Source organism: Moraxella oculi (genome assembly GCF_023336735.1).
GTDB lineage: Bacteria > Pseudomonadota > Gammaproteobacteria > Pseudomonadales > Moraxellaceae > Moraxella > Moraxella oculi.
Genome location: NZ_JAMBAQ010000003.1, coordinates 142,132 through 160,381 on the forward strand (window position 1 = coordinate 142,132; position 18,250 = coordinate 160,381).

General features: G+C 42.5%; 16 protein-coding genes and 1 pseudogene. 11 read left to right on the forward strand and 6 right to left on the reverse strand.

Going from position 1 to position 18,250, the window contains the following annotated elements; all coding sequences use genetic code 11:
• The first annotated feature begins 2 nt into the window (after positions 1-2).
• The 4 genes and pseudogenes from greA (at position 3) to M2R47_RS02845 (ending at position 3,327) form a co-directional block, all read left to right on the forward strand.
• On the forward strand, positions 3-479 hold the full coding sequence (gene greA / locus M2R47_RS02830; RefSeq protein ID WP_249098610.1) for a transcription elongation factor GreA: 477 nt from the start codon (positions 3-5) through the stop codon (positions 477-479).
• 9 nt (positions 480-488) lie between these two features.
• Positions 489-851: a SirB2 family protein gene (locus M2R47_RS02835; RefSeq protein WP_249098612.1), complete on the forward strand. Its 363-nt coding sequence runs from the start codon at positions 489-491 to the stop codon at positions 849-851.
• 374 nt (positions 852-1,225) lie between these two features.
• A pseudogene (locus M2R47_RS02840) lies at positions 1,226-2,483 on the forward strand (putative DNA modification/repair radical SAM protein).
• Positions 2,484-2,517: 34 nt separating this feature from the next.
• On the forward strand, positions 2,518-3,327 hold the full coding sequence (locus tag M2R47_RS02845) for a TIGR03915 family putative DNA repair protein (protein WP_249098615.1): 810 nt from the start codon (positions 2,518-2,520) through the stop codon (positions 3,325-3,327).
• 33 nt (positions 3,328-3,360) lie between these two features.
• On the opposite strand, the gene M2R47_RS02850 is transcribed toward M2R47_RS02845, so the two are convergent.
• The gene (locus M2R47_RS02850; RefSeq protein ID WP_249098714.1) at positions 3,361-4,512 is read right to left on the reverse strand and encodes a magnesium and cobalt transport protein CorA; all 1,152 of its coding nucleotides are present in this window, start codon (positions 4,510-4,512) and stop codon (positions 3,361-3,363) included.
• 471 nt (positions 4,513-4,983) lie between these two features.
• Between M2R47_RS02850 and M2R47_RS02855 the strand changes: the two genes are divergently transcribed.
• The 6 genes from M2R47_RS02855 to M2R47_RS02880 all read left to right on the forward strand — a co-directional run bounded on the left by M2R47_RS02855 (position 4,984) and on the right by M2R47_RS02880 (position 13,302).
• Positions 4,984-6,201 carry an ATP phosphoribosyltransferase regulatory subunit gene (locus M2R47_RS02855; RefSeq protein WP_249098618.1) on the forward strand — a complete coding sequence of 406 codons (1,218 nt, stop codon included), beginning with the start codon at positions 4,984-4,986 and terminating at the stop codon, positions 6,199-6,201.
• Between the two features lie 71 nt (positions 6,202-6,272).
• Positions 6,273-7,562, forward strand: coding sequence for an adenylosuccinate synthase (locus M2R47_RS02860; RefSeq protein ID WP_249098621.1), 1,290 nt, complete (start codon positions 6,273-6,275; stop codon positions 7,560-7,562).
• A 227-nt stretch (positions 7,563-7,789) separates the two neighbouring features.
• Complete coding sequence (locus M2R47_RS02865) at positions 7,790-9,454, forward strand: ABC transporter substrate-binding protein (RefSeq protein ID WP_249098624.1); 1,665 nt, start codon at positions 7,790-7,792, stop codon at positions 9,452-9,454.
• A 407-nt stretch (positions 9,455-9,861) separates the two neighbouring features.
• On the forward strand, positions 9,862-10,785 hold the full coding sequence (oppB, locus tag M2R47_RS02870; protein WP_249098626.1) for an oligopeptide ABC transporter permease OppB: 924 nt from the start codon (positions 9,862-9,864) through the stop codon (positions 10,783-10,785).
• A gap of 12 nt (positions 10,786-10,797) precedes the next feature.
• Positions 10,798-11,694, forward strand: a complete 897-nt coding sequence (oppC, locus tag M2R47_RS02875) for an oligopeptide ABC transporter permease OppC (protein ID WP_249098629.1) — start codon at positions 10,798-10,800, stop codon at positions 11,692-11,694.
• Positions 11,695-11,700: 6 nt separating this feature from the next.
• Entirely contained in the window at positions 11,701-13,302 is a 1,602-nt protein-coding gene (locus M2R47_RS02880; RefSeq protein WP_249098631.1) for an ABC transporter ATP-binding protein, read from the forward strand.
• A 104-nt stretch (positions 13,303-13,406) separates the two neighbouring features.
• Here the strand turns inward: M2R47_RS02880 and ypfJ are convergent, their stop codons facing one another.
• Positions 13,407-14,306, reverse strand: coding sequence for a KPN_02809 family neutral zinc metallopeptidase (gene ypfJ / locus M2R47_RS02885; RefSeq protein WP_249098634.1), 900 nt, complete (start codon positions 14,304-14,306; stop codon positions 13,407-13,409).
• Positions 14,307-14,480: 174 nt separating this feature from the next.
• On the opposite strand from ypfJ, the gene M2R47_RS02890 reads away from it, so the two are divergent.
• A complete protein-coding gene (locus tag M2R47_RS02890; protein WP_249098637.1) occupies positions 14,481-15,152 on the forward strand; it encodes an alpha/beta hydrolase in 672 nt (223 codons plus the stop codon).
• 168 nt (positions 15,153-15,320) lie between these two features.
• Here M2R47_RS02890 and M2R47_RS02895 read toward each other — a convergent pair whose 3' ends face one another.
• The 4 genes from M2R47_RS02895 to M2R47_RS02910 all read right to left on the reverse strand — a co-directional run bounded on the left by M2R47_RS02895 (position 15,321) and on the right by M2R47_RS02910 (position 18,205).
• Positions 15,321-15,995 carry an esterase/lipase family protein gene (locus tag M2R47_RS02895; RefSeq protein ID WP_249098640.1) on the reverse strand — a complete coding sequence of 225 codons (675 nt, stop codon included), beginning with the start codon at positions 15,993-15,995 and terminating at the stop codon, positions 15,321-15,323.
• 47 nt (positions 15,996-16,042) lie between these two features.
• Entirely contained in the window at positions 16,043-16,264 is a 222-nt protein-coding gene (gene infA, locus M2R47_RS02900) for a translation initiation factor IF-1 (RefSeq protein WP_029102801.1), read from the reverse strand.
• A 127-nt stretch (positions 16,265-16,391) separates the two neighbouring features.
• Positions 16,392-17,222 (reverse strand): tRNA pseudouridine(38-40) synthase TruA, encoded by an 831-nt coding sequence (truA, locus tag M2R47_RS02905; protein ID WP_249098715.1) that lies wholly within the window; start codon positions 17,220-17,222, stop codon positions 16,392-16,394.
• Positions 17,219-18,205: an asparaginase domain-containing protein gene (locus M2R47_RS02910; RefSeq protein WP_249098643.1), complete on the reverse strand. Its 987-nt coding sequence runs from the start codon at positions 18,203-18,205 to the stop codon at positions 17,219-17,221. Before M2R47_RS02910 ends, truA begins: the two co-directional genes overlap by 4 nt.
• Positions 18,206-18,250: the final 45 nt, after the last annotated feature.

Genomic DNA, 18,250 nt, shown 5'->3' on the forward strand with positions numbered 1-18,250 from the left:
TTATGCAACGCTACCCAATGACACCAGAAGGTCATGCTGCTTTGGAAGCAGAGTTAAAACAGTTAAAAACCATTGATCGTCCCCGCATTACCAATGCGATTGCTGAAGCCAGAGAACACGGCGACCTAAAAGAAAATGCGGAGTATCACGCCGCTCGTGAACAGCAAGGTTTGTGCGAGGCACGCATCCGTGATATTGAAGCGAAGCTGGGCGGTGCACAGGTGATTGATCCAAGTAAGCTAAACCAAGATGGTCGTGTGGTTTTTGGAGTGACTGTTGTGCTAGAAAACATCGATGATGGTGAGGAATGTCGCTATAAGATCGTCGGTGATGATGAGGCGGATTTTAAGACAGGTAAAATCTCAGTCAACTCTCCAATTGCTCGTGGTTTGATTGGTAAGTATGAAGGCGATGATGCTAGGATTCAGACACCCAGCGGCTTAGTGGAGTTTGAGATTTTAAAAGTCATCTATGAATAAGGACGACGAATGAAACACATGCATATGCTGATGGCATTTTTGTTGCTGTTCTTATTCATCATACAAGCAATGCCCATACTGACACAAAAAGGAAGTCGGTCGCCAGCAATCATGAAGGTGTGTAATCATCTCTTGTATGCCCTTGTGATGGCATCGGGTTTTTGGTTGTTTTGGCAACTCTACCAAGTGGCAGGTGTACAACATTGGGCAATTGCCAAGTTGGTATTGTTGATTGTGGCAGCGTCTGCCACCGCTAAGGCACAGCGTAACCATCTTGTGGCATCTGGTCAGGCTAAGGCAGGATTGCTCATTGCTACGGTCGCTTATGTGGGCATTGTATTTTTGGCATTTGCCAAACCTATGCTGATCTGATTGTACTTGTCAAGGTCATAAACTCTTTATGGGGTGCTGTGGGCGATATTGTCTACAGCACTACCTTTCTTCATCATGCAACAGTCCAACTTGAACGCATGACATTCTTGATTCATCATCCAAATCTTTTAAGATGAGGTGAAAAGATGGGTTAAACCAACCTTGGTTACAAAACTACCACCAAAGAATACGCTCAAAATTCTTTAAATCCATCGTCATCGCAACCATTTACTAATAATAATGATGCGACTGATGACTGATGGCTTGTGAGAAAGGGTGGTGAAACTGATCAAATCATGCAGCATGCTTTGCCAGCAAATCTTTCTCATGTCGTTTGGTTGAGCGGTTGATGGATTTTGGGGATTGATAAAATAATGAATCATGAACGCATTGAGCAAAAACTCGCCATTCTTGCTGATGCTGCCAAATATGATGTTTCATGTTCGTCAAGTGGTGGCAATCGCAAAAATAAAGGGGGGGTTGGGCAACTCCTCAAAATCAGGCATTTGCCATAGCTACACCGAAGATGGTCGTTGTGTTTCTTTATTAAAAATCTTATTGACTAACCACTGCATATATGACTGTGCCTATTGTACTTCTCGTCGCAGTCATGACACGCCTAGGGCTGCTTTTACGGTAGAGGAAGTGGTGGATTTGACGATGCAGTTTTATCGGCGTAATTATATCGAAGGTCTGTTTTTGAGCTCGGGAATTTTCAAGAATGCCGATCATACAATGGAGCGACTTGTGCGTGTTGCTAAGACTTTACGCATTGATCGTAACTTTCATGGCTATATCCATTTAAAGACCATTCCAGGTGCTTCAGAAGAATTGATGAAAGAAGCGGGTTTGTATGCTGACCGTCTGTCGGTAAATATGGAAATTCCGACCAAATCAGGACTGGCTTTACTCGCTCCTGAAAAAAATCACGAGGACATGAAAGCACCCATGCAGACCGTGCAGGAGCAAATTGTTCAGTTTAGAGAGTCGCGTAAAGTCCATAAACATGCACCAAAGTACACGCCAGCAGGGCAATCTACGCAATTTATCGTTGGTGCAACAGGAGAGAGTGATCATCAAATCATTCGTCTATCAAGCCATTTTTATCAAAAATATGATCTAAAACGCGTCTATTATTCAGGTTATGTGCCGATGCTTTCGGATAAGCGTTTGCCAGATGTCAGTACGCCAGTACCTTTAGTCCGTGAAAACAGACTGTACCAAGCAGATTGGCTAATGCGATTTTATGGGTTTGGGGCGGATGAGATTGTCAATGAGACTCACCCATTTTTAGATTTGCAATTTGACCCTAAAATGGCATGGGCAATTCGCCATCGTGAGCATTTTCCTGTTAATATTCAGACCGCTCCTTATGAAATGGTGGTGCGTGTGCCTGGCATAGGTGTGCAGACGGCAAAAAAAATCATGAGTGCCAGACGGTTCACCACGCTGACGCTTGATCATCTCAAACAGATGGGTGCTGCCGTGAATCGTGCCAAATATTTCGTCGCATTGCATGTACCAAACCCCCATCTAAATGACTTGACCCGTGAAAATTTTCGTGAATTGTTGCTTGGGCGAACCAATAGCAAATTTAAAGACAGTCGTACAGGACAGCTTTCATTATTTTAGTCCAAATTGATATTGTTGGCATTGTTGATGTGTGATGAAATTATCTTTATTTGAGTCTTGTGATGCTGCTGGTGTGGTATTGTTGTTTGATGGCAGTTTTGAAGGTTGGCTGTCTGCGGTGTTTTACGCTTATGAGCATCGGCTTGTTCGTACAAACTTGTCTATCATGGCAAGAACTGACTATGATGATGACTTTTTAGATGAAGTTATTTTTGTCCCAGTTGATGTCGATAAATCTAAGCGAGTGCTGAATAAAATATGCGACATACTTAACATCAAAGAGATCATTTGGGCATTTTTATCCGAAGATAAGAAAGTGTATACATGTCTATTTCGTGTGCTAGAATACCAGTTGCAAACGCCCAACCAATCCGTCATGGCAAACTTCGCCCATCCTGATGTGCAAGCAGTGCATGCGTGTATCAAAAAAGTGCGACGAGAACGCCATCGAATGCAGGCTTTCGTGCGTTTTGAGGATACGACTCAAGGCGTGTATTTCGCTAAGGTCAATCCTGATTGTAATGTCTTGCCACTCATTGCAGACTTTTTCGCTCGGCGATTTGCCGATCAAAGTTGGCTAATCTTTGATGTTGTGCGTGGCTATGGGATTTTCTATGACCATCACAATCCACAGGCAGGCGTGTGTGAGATTGTCGATATTGATGAAAGAATGCTGCTGGATTGTCATGAGCTGCATGCGGATAAAGAGCGGATGTATCAGCGACTTTGGCAAGCGTATTTTCGTCATGTAACGATAAAAGAGCGTATCAATCCTAAGCATCACATTGCTCAAATGCCAAGGCGGTATTGGCGGTATTTGGTGGAGAAAAAGGGGTGTGTTTAGGCTTGGTCATGATGACATGATTCATCGCTGTGTTTACAACCATCCAGCCAGACGGAATTTGGAGTATAAATAAGCACAAATGACCAAGATGGCACTGATGACAATAAAATAGCTATATCGCCATGACAACTCTGGCATGAATTCAAAGTTCATGCCATAAATACCAGCGACTGCAGTAGGCACGGCGGCGATACCTGCCCAAGCAGCAAGCTTTCTTACCACATCATTTTGCCCCATTGTTACCATGGTGGTGTAAGTATTCATGGCGACAGAGAGCATTTCATTAAGCCCGTTAACGGCATCAAGAGAACGCAGCAGATGATCATTGACATCTCTAAAATAAGGCTGGGCTGCGGTGGGAAAAGCAGAGATGAGTTCATTTTTTTTATGATTGATGAAGAAATTGCACACATCTTGTACGGGCAAAATCACTGCACGCATATGTACGAGCTGCGATTTTAATTCGTAAAGGCTTTTGAGTGTGTCTCGACTAAACTCAGAAGAAAAAATGTTCCGCTCTTGTTCACGCAGGTAATTACCCAGTCGGTCGGTGATGGGTGAGTAGTTATCAACAATGAAATCTAAGATGGCATGCAAGACAAAAATGGGTCCTAAACGCAGACGCTCAGGGCGACGATGATAATGTTCACGCACGGGTGAATAAGAGTTGGACGCACCACGACGCACACTGATGATGAAATTTTTTCCCATGAATATTGCCGTCGTACCATAGCGAATTTGATTGTCTTCAAGTTTTGCGGTACGCACCACCACAAAAATCATGTCATTGCCATAGCTTTCGACTTTTGGTCGTTGGTGGTCTGCAAGTGCATCTTCTAATGCCAGTTCATGCAAATCAAAAGCGTCCTTAACCTCGTAAACCGTCTCAATGCTAGGATCGTAAAGCCCAAGCCAGATGAATTGATTGTTATTCGTTAAAGCACGACTGACCTCATCAATACGCAGCTGTTCAATCGGTTCACCTGTTTTTCGTGAGTATGAATAACAAACAATCGTCTCATTATCACCCGAGTCCTCCAAATCCTCAAAACGGTCTGCATCAGGATCGTAAACCGTCATCGTTTCAATGGTGTCTTCATCTGTGGCATCAGCATCACCATAGATGTAGCTATCTTGACTTTCAAGTGACAGATCTTCATCGGAATCTTCGATGGTGTTGATCATTTCATCATGTGGGCGTTGACTTTCGGTCATGTCAAGTTTATGTTTGGGGCTATGATTGTCATTGTGTTCTTGCTTGTGCATGGCTTGCCCCTTATGCTTTGGTGAATGGAATGCTAAAAACTGAACTGATGAAATCACCATATTATAGCAATATTTCTACACTTTTTCATCCGTACTTTATGATGAAATGAGTCATCATGCCAATCATTGATGCGTTAAAAAGTATGATTTTGCCACTGTTTGTATGGTCATTTCATTGATCATGACATTTTGATGCTGATATGGTAAGTGGTTTTGAAAAATAATTTGTAATTTAACCTAGTCGCAAGATGAATTTAATGATACACTAAGCACGAAAAAATCAATGAAATTCTGTTGTTTTTCAAAATGGCAAGCAATGACTTGCTATTTTTATGCAATTACTTGTATTTATCAATCATGAATTAGGGGTTTGTTGTGCGGACCTGTACGATGGCAACCAACTTACGGTGTGCTGATGCTCAAAACTGGCTATTGCCTGATGGTGTGGCGGATGTGCTATTTAAAGATGCTCAAAAACTAGAAAGCCTGCGAGATGCGTTGCTTTTTGTATTAACGGCACATGGCTATCGTTTGGTATCGCCACCAATCATCGAATACACAGAAACATTGCTTGGTGGGGCGGATGAAGACTTAAAACGCCAGACATTCAAATTGGTTGATCAACTCACAGGGCGAATGATGGGTCTGCGTGCTGACATGACGCCGCAAATTACTCGTATTGATGCTCAGCATGGGCGTGGCATCAGTCGATACTGCTATATTGGTCAAGTGGTTAAGACACTGCCAACTGGTCTGTTTGGGCTACGCACGCCATTGCAGTTGGGTGCTGAGATTTTTGGCGTGAGTGATGTTGGGGCGGAGATTGCTCTCATCGATTTGCTGATGGCGTTGACTGATGAGATTGGCATGAGTCGTGATAACCTGCATGTTGATGTGGGCCATGTGGCGATTTTTGATGCTTTATGCAAATTGTATGATGTTGATGTACATACTGCTGATGGTTTGATGAAATTGTACATTAAAAAGAATCTGCCAGAGCTTGAAAAAGTATGTCTGACGATTGATGGTGGTGCAGATTTTTTGGTGCTTGCCAAGCACACACTGACACAAGATGCCGTACCCACCGCCAGCCATCTGTTATCTAAATTATCTCCTAAGGCACAGGCAGATGAGACGATTTGCCACGCTGCTCAAGAAATTGCAACACTGACATCACACATCAAATCGCTTGGAATAAGCGTGAGCGTAGACATTACTGAGCTTTCAGGATATCACTATCATACGGGCCTAGTGTTTAATGTCTACTTAAATCAAACATCTACAGCACAGACACAGGCATTGGTGCGTGGTGGTCGTTTTTGTGCCAGCATTGGCAGACAAGCGACCGGATTTAGTATGGATATTAATCGTTTGCTTGAATTTGTTGAATTGCAAGAAGACACCGTCATTTTGGTAGATTATCAGGACATGGCAAATGCCAGTAAAGAGCAGATTGAGGATTTGGCTGGTCAAATTAAGACTCTACAAGATGAAGGTTGTATCGTCATTAAGCCACTGTCTGCTGAAGATGGATTTGTGTATGTTGATGGTGTGATGCATCTTGATGGTGGTGAATGGGTGGTAAGACTTGTCGGTGATGATGACTGATTATCCAAAAATCATTCATATGACCATTTTTTTGTTACTAAACTGATTAATCATTGAAAAAGAGGAAAATCATGGGTAAAAATGTCGTTGTGCTTGGTAGCCAGTGGGGCGATGAGGGCAAAGGTAAGATTGTTGATCTGTTGACTGAAAAAGCGACCGCAGTGGCACGCTATCAGGGTGGTCATAATGCTGGTCATACGCTGGTAGTTGGTGGTGAAAAGACGGTTTTACATTTAATTCCGTCTGGTATTTTGCGTGAAGGTGTGACTTGCTTTATTGGCAATGGCGTGGTTCTTGCACCAGATGCCCTATTAAAAGAAATGAATGGGTTGATTGATAAGGGCGTGCCTGTGCGTCAGCGTTTGCGCATCTCTCCATCTTGTCCGCTCATCATGCCTTACCATACCGCATTGGATCAGGCTCGTGAATTAAAGCGTGGCAACGCTAAAATCGGGACGACTGGTCGTGGCATTGGTCCTGCTTACGAAGATAAGGTGGCTCGCCGTGCACTTAAAGTTGCTGACTTATTCCGTGCTGATTTGCCACAAAAATTACAAGCCATCTTAGAATATCACAATTTTTCTCTAACGCAATACTATAAGGTTGATGCGATTGACTATCAAGCAACTCTTGATTTGTGCCAAGTATGGGCAGCGGAACTCAAAGAGTTGGTGGTTGATGTTACTGATGAATTGGAAAAACGCCGTCAAGCAGGCGAAAATCTCATGTTTGAAGGTGCACAAGGTACTTTACTGGATATCGATCATGGCACCTATCCATTTGTAACAAGCTCAAATACGACAGCAGGCGGTGTGGCAACAGGCACGGGATTGGGTCCGTTATATTTTGATTATGTGCTTGGCATTACCAAAGCTTATACCACGCGTGTGGGTTCAGGTCCATTCCCTACTGAGCTGTTTGATGATGTGGGTACTCATCTGGCAAAAGTGGGTCATGAATTTGGTGCGACGACTGGCAGAGCTCGCCGCTGTGGCTGGTTTGATGCAGTGAGTCTACGCCGTGCGGTGGTACTCAACTCAATGTCTGGTATTTGCTTGACTAAGCTTGATGTGCTAGATGGTTTGAGTGAGATTAAGATTGCAACTGATTATCAAACATCATCAAGCGAGTGTGCTGGTGCGTTTGATGCTGAGTTTTATGATCAGGTTGAGCCTGTTTATGAAACATTGGCAGGTTGGAGCGAATCGACGATTGGCATCACCAAATTTGAGGACTTGCCTGAAAACGCCAAAATCTACATCAAGCGTATTGAAGAGCTGGTGGGTTGTCCAGTGGACATCATTTCAACAGGTCCAGATCGTGATGAGACCATTGTGCTTCGAGATCCTTACGATGTTTAATGATTAAACCACCCCCCCTCATTGAGCTTGACTTAATGAGGGTTTTTATTGAAACTAAGAAAGAAACATCGATGACTTAGTAGGGAAATTTTACCATTTGATGAATGATGGTAACATTTTTTTAACAAATTACTTGACTTTTGATGGGTTATTAGATTATATATATAACAGTCATTGATGAGTTCGTCAGTATGGCTTTTTAATTTATTTATCATAAGGATCTTGTTATGAGTTTAAAATTTTTGCCGTCGGCTTTAGTATTGTCCGTTACCGCTGCTTTATTTGGTTGTGGTGATAAAACAACTACTGAAAACACAAATACAAGCAAGGATGGTTCAGCGACTTTGACAACAGGCGAGTTGGCTGAAAAACAAGAGATCATCATCAATAATGGCACAGAGCCAGAATCTCTTGATCCACACAAAGTAAGCGGCGTGCCTGAATCAAATATTTTGCGTCAGATGCTGGTCGGTCTGACTACAACTGATGATAAGGGTAAGACTGTACCAGGCATGGCAACAGAGTGGTCTTCACCTGATAACAAAGTATGGACATTTAAGTTGCGTGATGCCAAGTGGTCAAATGGCGATCCAGTTACTGCACAAGACTTTGTGTATAGTTTTCGTCGTTTAGTAAATCCTGAAACTGCATCACCTTATTCAACTTATCTGGTAGGTCTTAAAGTCTTGAATGCCCAAGACATCGTTGATGGCAAGCTTGATCCTAATCAACTCGGCGTCAAGGCAATTGATGATAAGACATTTGAAGTAACCTTGACTGAGCCTGTGCCATACTTCCCACAAGCAATGTTCCACACTTCTGTTCGACCCGTTAATCAAAAAGTCATAGAACAATATGGCGACAAATGGACGAATGTTGGCAATTTTGTGGGTAATGGTCCGTACGGTCTAAAAGAGTGGAAAGTGAATGAACGCATTATCCTTGAGCGTAATAAAAACTACTATGATGATGCCAACACCACGATTGACCAAGTAACCTTGCTTGCCATCTCGTCTGATACGACAGATGTGCAACGCTATAAAGCTGGTGAAGTGGATATGACGCACAATGCTTTACCACCTACTCAGTTTAAGCAACTACAAAGTGAGCTTGGTGATCAGGTTAAGGTGCAGCCAATGTTATGTACTTACTACTATGAATTCAATCACACCAAAGCACCATTTAATGATGTGCGTGTACGCAAAGCATTGTCATTGGCACTGGATCGTGATACCATCGTGGATAAAGTTATGGGGCAGGGTCAAAAAGTTGCCTATCAATTCACCCCAGAGGCGACCGATGGCATCGAAAATTATACGCCAGAATGGAAATCTTGGGACAGGGCAAAACGCATTGAAGAAGCTAAAAAGCTACTGAACGAAGCTGGCTATAATGAATCCAACCCATTAAACTTTGAGTTGCTGTACAACTCTAGTGAGCAACACAAAACCATCGCAGTGGCAGCGACTTCATTTTGGAAAGAGGCACTTGGATTTGTGAATGTGACACTTTCTAACCAAGAATGGAAAACTTTCTTAGATACTCGCCGTAACCAAAATCATCAGATATCGCGTGCTGGTTGGTGTGCTGACTATAACGAACCATCAAGCTTCCTAAATACTTTCATATCGACCGATTCAAGCAACTATGGTAAGTACAAAAACCCAAGCTTTGATGCCATCATGGCAAAAACTTTGGCAGCTGGCATGACAAAAGAAGAGCGAGCCAAACTGTATCATCAAGCTGAAGAGCTGTTAGATAAAGATGCAGCCAGCATTTTTGTTTATCAATATGTATCACCACGCTTAGTTAAGCCTTATGTGGCAGGATTTGCCGATCAAGATCCAATGAATAAGTGGCAAGTCAAAGATCTGAAAATATTAAAGCACTAAGAAGCTGATGTCATAGCCAGTCACAAGTAGGTGCTTGTGATTGGTTTTTTAAATACGATTTGAGAGATTTTAAATTTTTTAAAACAGATTTAGTGTACAAAGCCTGCTTTTTAAGACATGAAAGTATTTGGCATGGATAATGATGCTTGATTAAACTGATGATTTACCAGTTTTTATAAAAATTTATCATGTTTTGGCGAATTAATACATACAAATTCAAATCAATCATGTATAATTCGCTTGCCAGCTAAGTTTACAAATAATCAACATCAATGACCACTTTGGTGGTTGTGAGTTTTGATCAAAATTTTTGTCGTATTTATTGCGATTTGATACATGGAGTGTATCCAGCGATGCCCTCTGGAATGCGGGTATTTTATGATGGATGTGCGAACACGAGGTTTTATATGTTTAAGCTGATTTTTAAGCGTACGCTTGAAGCCATTCCAACGATGTTATTTCTCATCACCATATCTTTTTTTATGATGCGATTGGCACCAGGTAGCCCTTTTACAGGCGAACGCAATCTCCCTCCTGCGGTGATGGCAAATATTGAAGCCAAATATCACCTAAATGATCCGATGTGGTTGCAATTTCTGAATTATTTAAAGCAATTGTTGTTGCATGGTGATTTTGGCCCATCTTTTAAATATAAAGATTATACCATTAATGAACTGCTGGCACAGTCTTTGCCTGTATCTGTAGAGATCGGTATTTGGGCATTCATCATTGCTTTGGTGCTTGGTGTAACTTTGGGGGTGATTGCTGCCTTAAAACAGAACAGCTTTTTTGATTATTCACTAATGACGGTAGCGATGACAGGTGTGGTCATGCCAAGTTTTGTCAAAGCACCGTTATTTGTACTGTTATTCGCTGTTACTTTACAGTGGTTGCCTGCTGGTGGCTGGAATGATGGTGCACTCAAAAATATGATTTTGCCAGTGGGTACTTTGGCAATTGCTTATACTTCTAGCATTGCTCGTGTGACTCGTGGTTCGATGATTGAGGTGATGAATAGTCCATTCATTCGTACGGCATATGCCAAAGGATTGCCTTTGTCGCACATTGTATTAAAGCATGCTTTGCGTCCTGCGATGTTGCCTGTAATTTCTTTCCTGGGCCCTGCATTTGTGGGGATTATCACAGGCTCTATCGTCATTGAGTCAATCTTTGGCTTACCGGGCATCGGTCAATTATTTGTCAATGGTGCGTTAAACCGTGATTATAGTTTGGTGCTAAGCTTGACGATTTTGGTGGGTGTATTGACAATTGTGTTTAATGCAATTGTGGATATTTTGTACACAGTAATTGATCCAAAAATCAAATATTGATAAGGATATGTTATGTCAATAGTTAGCAACACAGCACAAGAAGAGTCATCGGTTGAGATTAAAGGTCGTAGTTTATGGCAGGATGCCTGGCGTCGTTTCAGTCGCAATAAAGCAGCAATTGCCAGTATGGCAATCTTAACAATCATCACTGCTTTCGTCATCATCGCTCCGATGTTTTCGCAATTTGGCTACGCTGATACAGACTGGTCAAATATGGGGGTAGCACCTTCTACTGAAAATGGACATTATTTTGGCACAGATACGCTAGGGCGTGATCTGTTGGTTCGTGTTGCCTTTGGTGGGCGAATCTCTTTGATGGTGGGTATCGCAGGGGCATTTGTCGCCGTATTGATTGGCACGATATACGGTGCCATCTCGGGCTATGCAGGCGGTAAAATTGACATGTTGATGATGCGATTTTTAGAAGTGTTGAGTGCATTTCCATTCATGTTTTTTGTGATTTTATTGGTTACTTTATTTGGTCGCAATATTTTTCTGATCTTTGTGGCGATTGGTTTGGTTTCCTGGCTTGATGTTGCGCGTATGGTACGAGGTCAGACTTTAAGTCTGAAAAATAAAGAGTTCATCACAGCGGCTCATGTTGCTGGTGTGTCAAATTGGAAAATAATCACGCGTCATATCGTGCCGAATGTGCTGGGTGTGGTTGTGGTCTATGCTTCACTGATTGTGCCGAGCATGATTTTATTTGAATCTTTCCTGAGCTTCTTGGGTCTTGGTGTGCAAGAGCCGATGACCAGTTGGGGTGCATTGTTGCAAGAAGGTGCTCAAACAATGCAAGTTGCTCCTTGGCAACTGATTGTACCATCGATATTTTTGGTTGTAACGCTATTTTGTTTCAATTTCATCGGCGATGGTTTGCGTGATGCTCTTGACCCAAAAGATAAATAGGATGTGATGATGAAATTATTAGAAGTAAAGAACCTTGATGTCTATCTGAAGACTGATGAAGAGCTGGTACATGCAGTCAAGTCATTATCATTTGAATTGGAGTCGGGTCGTACACTGGCAATTGTTGGGGAATCAGGCTCTGGTAAGTCTGTAACATCAATGGCCATCATGCGGTTGCTACCAAAAAATATTGTCAGTCATAGTGATCAATCTTCAGTATTATTTGAAGGTGAAGAAATTTTGACCAAAACTGACAAGCAGATGCGTAGCATTCGTGGTAAGCGTATTGGAATGATTTTCCAAGAGCCAATGACATCGCTCAATCCTTATGTCAAAATTGGTCAACAAGTCTCCGAAGCGGTATTGATTCACAATCCAGGCATGAGCAAAGCACAGGCTAATGAATTGGCATTAAAGACTTTGGAAAAAGTGAACATTCCAAATGCCGATAAAAAGATGAATTGCTATCCGCATGAATTTTCAGGTGGTCAATTACAACGCATCATGATTGCAATGGCGATCATTAATGAACCTGATTTACTGATTGCCGATGAGCCAACTACGGCACTTGATGTTACCACGCAGGCAGAAATTTTGGATCTGATGCGTGAGTTGCAAAGGGACATGGGCATGGCAATCATATTAATTTCGCATGACTTGCGTCTTGTTAAGCGTTATAGTGATGATGTGTGCGTGATGCAACATGGTGTCATCATTGAGCGTGGTACCACTCAAAGTGTTTTTAATAATCCGCAGCATCCTTATACGGTTGAATTGCTAACTCCAATCCCACACAGCCAAAAACCGGCCATCAGTGATGATGCCCCTAGAATCATCACAGCTGATGATGTTAAAGTGGATTATGTCATCAAACGAAACTTCTTGGGTAAACCTGTGCAAGTGTTTAATGCGGTCAAAGGCATTTCACTTGATTTGAAAGTGGGTGAGACCTTGGGGATTGTTGGTGAGTCTGGTTCGGGCAAATCAACACTTGGGCGTGCCATCATGCAAATCGTTGAATCAAGTGGCGACATTCGTTTTCATGGAAAGGACATTCGTACTCTTTCAAATGATGAGCGTCAATCACTTAAAAATGACATGCAGATGGTCTTTCAAGACCCTTTCAACTCCTTATCACCTCGGTTGACAGTGGGCGAAATCATTGCTGAAGGCTTGACAGTGCATCGTCCTCAGATGAGTGCTGCTGAACGCCGTGAGAGGGTTGCTAACATGCTTACTGAAGTGAATCTGTCGCCATCGATGATTAATCGTTATCCACATGAGTTCTCTGGCGGTCAGCGTCAGCGTATTGCAATTGCTCGTGCCATCATTTTGGAACCTAAGTTTGTTTTGCTGGACGAACCCACCTCTGCATTAGACCGCTCAACTCAAATCAAGGTAGTGGAGCTACTCAATGATTTGCAGGAAAAATACGATTTGAGTTACATTTTTATCAGTCATGATTTGTCTGTGGTTCAGGCATTGTCTGATAGGGTGATTGTCATGAGTCAAGGTCGTGTTGTTGAGATGGGTTCGGCAGAGCAAATTTTCAAAAACCCACAAGAAGAATATACCAAAATCTTGGTGCAAGCATCAAACTTATCTTAGTTTGATGTTAAAAAAGGATTGCGTATGCAATCCTTTTTTATTAGTAATATGTGTTTTATGAGCTTAAAGGAGTTTTGAGTCAAAATAATCAGACAACGCACTCATCATGGTTGATTGGTGGTAAAGGTATCGCATTGGTTAATGTCGCCTGATTCAAATCCACGATAAAACCAATACTGACGCTGCTGACTGGTGCCATGTGTAAAGCTGTCTGGTACAGCATGGCCGTGTGCCTTATGTTGCAAATAGTCGTCGCCAATTTTTTCAGCAGCATCTAATGCCTCCTCAATATCGCCTTTTTGCAAAAATTGCGTGCGTTCGTGATTGTGCCTTGCCCATAGACCTGCAAAGCAGTCAGCTTGAAGCTCCATGCGTACAGATAGGTTATTGGCTGCAATTTTACTGACCTTGTTTTGAGCTTGGCGAACTTGACTGGATATGCCTAGCAAAGTTTGAACATGATGTCCGACTTCATGAGCAATCACATACGCTTGAGCAAAATCAGCAGCTTGATCTTGACGGTTTAGCTGAGTATGATTACGCTCGCCTGTAATGCCCATCTGCGTTCGCATGGCTTTAAAAAATGAAGTATCAAGGTAGATTTTTTGATCGGCGGGGCAATAAAAAGGACCGCTCGCCGAATTGGCTGAGCCGCATGCCGACTGCACAAAATCAGTGAACATCACCAGCTTGGGTGCTTGATAAGTGCCACCAAGCTGTTGAAAAATCGGTGCCCAAACATCTTCAGTATCTGCCAATATGGTGGCAACAAATTCACGAGATTCTGTCTGATCGACGGTCTCATGGCTGGGTGCTTGGGCGGTATGATGTTGCTGTGTGATGTTTTGAGTGATGCCGAGTGTTGTTTCAGGACTGATGCCAAATACTTTCCAGACAATGAGTGCTAAAATAAGACCAAACACACTCACGCCACCAACTTTCGTAGCACGACCACCACGACGGTCTTCAATATTTGAGCTTTGTCTACGACCTCTCCACTGCATGACAGTTACCTTTTTTTGAATAAAATCGGGTTATTATAGCGTTTTTTCATGGTTTTTTGAGAGCTTTCATAAAATTTACTCAATAAATCTTGGGTGTGATGATTGATTGTGCTATGATGATTTGTCATGATGGCATCTGTTGGCGTCATCGTTTTGTAAAAATAGGAAGTGAGTATGTGTGAGATTCTGCCTTGTGTGATTGTTGAGCATAACCCTGCCAATCAACCGATAGAGCATGCGGTTATTTGGTTGCATGGTTTGGGTGCAAGTGGACATGATTTTGAGCCTATTGTGCCAGAGCTTGGTTTGGGTGAATTGCCAATTCGATTTGTTTTTCCTCATGCTCCAAAGATTCCAGTAACGATCAATGGAGGTTATGTCATGCCTGCATGGTACGACATCATTGAGATGACTTTGGATCGTAAAGTTGATATCAATCAAATCCAGCAATCGGCTCGTGCCATTGATAAGCTCATTGAAAAACAAGTGGCAAATGGCATTCCAAGTCAAAACATCATTATTGCAGGTTTTTCCCAAGGTGGAGCGGTGGCTTATCATCATGCGTTCACAACGCCATATCAGCTGGGAGGATTGCTTGCTCTTTCTACCTACTTTGCTACCAAAAATGAGATTGCTGATGTTGGGATAAATGGCAATATTTTGGTAAAAATAGATCATGGAGAGTATGATGATATCGTCCCTGTCATCTTAGGTAACCAAGCAAAAGCGTTACTAGAAAAACTGGGGCTTCAGCCTAAGTATAACACTTATCCGATGACACATCAGCTTTGTTTGCAACAAGTTAAAGATATTGGTCATTGGATTCGGACTGTGTTTAAGGCGTGATTGATAGGGTAAAGCTTGCGTTAATTTCGTGGTTGGGTAATTGATTCGTTGCATTTGTATGGTTGTTGGTGGTGTGAGGTTTTGATGATTTGCCTTTGGATGAATTAAGCTTGCAATACTAAACACACATCAACCAAATTCATCAACCACTGATGTCCTTTGGGTGCTTTATTTCTGTTGATGCCCGTCGAATTGACCATGTTTTAAAAAGTATGCTGTTTGACTGGCCGTGGTTTTGTCAGTCAGTAGCCCTGTGTGCGAAACAGGTAAAGTAAGGTAATCTTTGGCATATGCCAGATGAGTTTCTGACAAATAAACCGTACCATCATGAATGCTTGCATCATCAGTTAAGCAATGTCGGTGTGTGTGATAGGCTAAAATCGGTAAGCCAATTCCAAATGGACGCGTGCCAGCAATCACGCCAAATTCTATCTGTGTGTCTTTTGGGTGTACACAAGTGCCATCTAGGGCGTTGGGATATGCGTGGTGTACCAGCATGGATAATAAGCGATTACCATACTGGGCGCAGATGCTGCCTTGATGTGGTGTGCCAAGTGTTACGCAGCGATGTACCTGCCACATCGGATAATTGAACAAAAAATGTCGAATGACCAAGCCACCCAAACTATGACCCACCATATGCAAAGGTTTGTTAATATCATGATGATGAGTCAGGTACTCGTGTAGTCGCTGGCTATGTGCTTCGATTGGGCGTGTCAAGCTATGATAACTTGGGGTATGCGTAATGAATCCTGCTTGCACAAGCCTTCTGGCGAGTGGATGCATGAACAATCCACTCATGTGCAGACCATGAACAAGTAGGATGGGGGGTTGATGACTCATGAAAGATGTAAATTAAGCCCAATCAATGGGCGGGGCTTAACATGTAATCATTTGCCACGATAAGTGATGCGACCTTTTGATAGATCATAGGGGGTCATTTCAACTTTTACTTTATCGCCTGTCAAGATGCGAATGTAATGTTTGCGCATTTTTCCAGAGATGTGAGCGATGATTTCGTGTCCATTGTCTAGACGGACTTTAAAGAGGGTGTTTGGTAAAGTATCAATCACTTCACCTTCAAATTCGATGATGTCGTCTTTTTTTGCCATAGGTCAAGATGGGGTTAAATGAAAAAAATGTATTATAGTAGAAAGTTGGCATAAATGCAAATCATCCTTTCATCAGCCTGTTAGGGTGGATTTTATGCCATGGCCATCAAGTGATGATATTTTGATGTCAATCTGCCAGGTTTAGCCAAATGGGCGTGAGCGGCATTTTTGGTAGCAGTTGTTGGAATCGCTGTGGATAATACGCATTGATGAAATAAAGCCCATCGGCAGATGCGGTTGGTGGGGCAAGGCTGCGATTTTTTGCCTCAATTAATCGAGTGATGTCACTGACTTCAAGTTCGCCCTTACCAATGGCAAATAGCGTTCCCATGATGTTTCTTACCATGTGATGTAAAAAACCATCAGCTTGAATGTCGAGTACCAAAAAGACACCGTGCTGAATCAGATTGGCATGACTGACGGTACGCACAGGTTGATTGGATTGGCATTGTGCGGCACGAAAGCTACTAAAATCATGAGTTCCGATCAGTATTTTGCTTGCTTGTATCATGGCATTGACATTAAGTGGGGCGTATTCATGTGTTACTTGACCATTTAGGATGGCGGTTCGGTAGGGTTGGTTGAGAGTGATGTAGCGATAGCGTCTGGCGATGGCTGAAAATCGCGCATGAAAATCAGCGGGCATGGCGACAATCCAACGCAAAGCAATGTCTTTGGGTAGTAAGGTATTGGTGCCACGCATCCAGCTGTATTCGCTGCGTTTTGCGGTGGTCTGAAAATGTGCAACCATGTTGCTGGCATGCACTCCTGCATCAGTACGACCAGCGGCAATCAGTTCGATTGGTTCATTGGCGATGGTTGATAGGGCTTTTTCAATGACTGCCTGTACACCAATAACGCTTTCTTGGCGTTGCCAACCACGGTAATTGGTGCCAATGAATTCAATACCTACCGCATAAGTGTGTTCGATGCTGTTTGATTGTTTTTTTTCTATCATTGTAGAACCTGCCAAAGTGTTTTTCCATAAGTTCCTGCAATGCCAAGATGACTTGCTTGCACGCCGTATTGATATTGCCAAGATCCTGCTGCATAATCAGTAGAGATGCCACCAAAAGCACACATTGTGGTACAAATCACCATCACTTTTTTGGCCTGTAGCTCTTCCAAAAGTTGTTTTAATGTTTGTGATGAAGGAAGATTGCCTTTACCAAAAGCGATTAAGATGACCGCCTTGGTGTCATCATGCAACTGCGTGAGTTGATGTTCTAGGTTTTTGACATCATTTGGTAGGCAGTAGATGGCTGTGATTTGTGTGTGCTTGGCATGATTTAAGAGAGTTGGTAGCTGAGCCAGCTTGTCATTGATTGTGTGATGAGGTGAGTTGTACTTAAAATCTTCATTAAAAACCGACCGATTGGTTTTTTTATGAGTTATTACCTTGCCAACAAAAGCATCATGGTCTTGGTTGTTTATTTTTTGAGTATCAAGAGCGTCCATTAACTTTTCTGCAAATTGTACAAACACGCCTGTGTGTGCCATTGCATCAGAAATACTGGCTGCAAGATTCATCCAGGCATCTGAATGGTCATCAATGGTGTAAATTGCTTCATCACTGATAAGTAACGGCTGCATGCTCCCTGTGATGACAAGGCTTAAGTCAGTCAAATCTTTTAAAGCGTGAGCTAAAAAAGCCGCCAAAAAACTCAAAGTATCCGTACCTGTGATGAGCACGAATTTTCGCCCTCCTTTAGCATAAGCTTGTAAAATTAGACCGTACAACTGCACAAAATCACTGGGTGTTAATGTGCTGCTGTCTTTGATGATTTTGTTTGAAAGTGTTGCGATGTCGATGTTGGGTAGCTTGATGCGACAGTGTGCTTGCAAGATTGGCAAGAATTCATCAGCGGATAAGGGTGATAATGGCGTACCATGTGAACCAAAAGTACCACCAGCATGAATGAGATAAACGGCTGTATTCATAGCATATTAATGGGGTTAATTTTTTTGATGATGATGTGGTTGGTA

Bases quoted from the DNA above. Each gene is read 5' to 3' on its own strand.
- greA (WP_249098610.1), top strand. From the start codon at position 3: ATGCAACGCTACCCAATGACACCAGAAGGTCATGCTGCTTTGGAAGCA.
- M2R47_RS02835 (WP_249098612.1), top strand. From the start codon at position 489: ATGAAACACATGCATATGCTGATGGCATTTTTGTTGCTGTTCTTATTC.
- M2R47_RS02845 (WP_249098615.1), top strand. From the start codon at position 2,518: ATGAAATTATCTTTATTTGAGTCTTGTGATGCTGCTGGTGTGGTATTG.
- M2R47_RS02850 (WP_249098714.1), bottom strand. From the start codon at position 4,512: ATGATCAACACCATCGAAGATTCCGATGAAGATCTGTCACTTGAAAGT.
- M2R47_RS02855 (WP_249098618.1), top strand. From the start codon at position 4,984: ATGGCAACCAACTTACGGTGTGCTGATGCTCAAAACTGGCTATTGCCT.
- M2R47_RS02860 (WP_249098621.1), top strand. From the start codon at position 6,273: ATGGGTAAAAATGTCGTTGTGCTTGGTAGCCAGTGGGGCGATGAGGGC.
- M2R47_RS02865 (WP_249098624.1), top strand. From the start codon at position 7,790: ATGAGTTTAAAATTTTTGCCGTCGGCTTTAGTATTGTCCGTTACCGCT.
- oppB (WP_249098626.1), top strand. From the start codon at position 9,862: ATGTTTAAGCTGATTTTTAAGCGTACGCTTGAAGCCATTCCAACGATG.
- oppC (WP_249098629.1), top strand. From the start codon at position 10,798: ATGTCAATAGTTAGCAACACAGCACAAGAAGAGTCATCGGTTGAGATT.
- M2R47_RS02880 (WP_249098631.1), top strand. From the start codon at position 11,701: ATGATGAAATTATTAGAAGTAAAGAACCTTGATGTCTATCTGAAGACT.
- ypfJ (WP_249098634.1), bottom strand. From the start codon at position 14,306: ATGCAGTGGAGAGGTCGTAGACAAAGCTCAAATATTGAAGACCGTCGT.
- M2R47_RS02890 (WP_249098637.1), top strand. From the start codon at position 14,481: ATGTGTGAGATTCTGCCTTGTGTGATTGTTGAGCATAACCCTGCCAAT.
- M2R47_RS02895 (WP_249098640.1), bottom strand. From the start codon at position 15,995: ATGAGTCATCAACCCCCCATCCTACTTGTTCATGGTCTGCACATGAGT.
- infA (WP_029102801.1), bottom strand. From the start codon at position 16,264: ATGGCAAAAAAAGACGACATCATCGAATTTGAAGGTGAAGTGATTGAT.
- truA (WP_249098715.1), bottom strand. From the start codon at position 17,222: ATGATAGAAAAAAAACAATCAAACAGCATCGAACACACTTATGCGGTA.
- M2R47_RS02910 (WP_249098643.1), bottom strand. From the start codon at position 18,205: ATGAATACAGCCGTTTATCTCATTCATGCTGGTGGTACTTTTGGTTCA.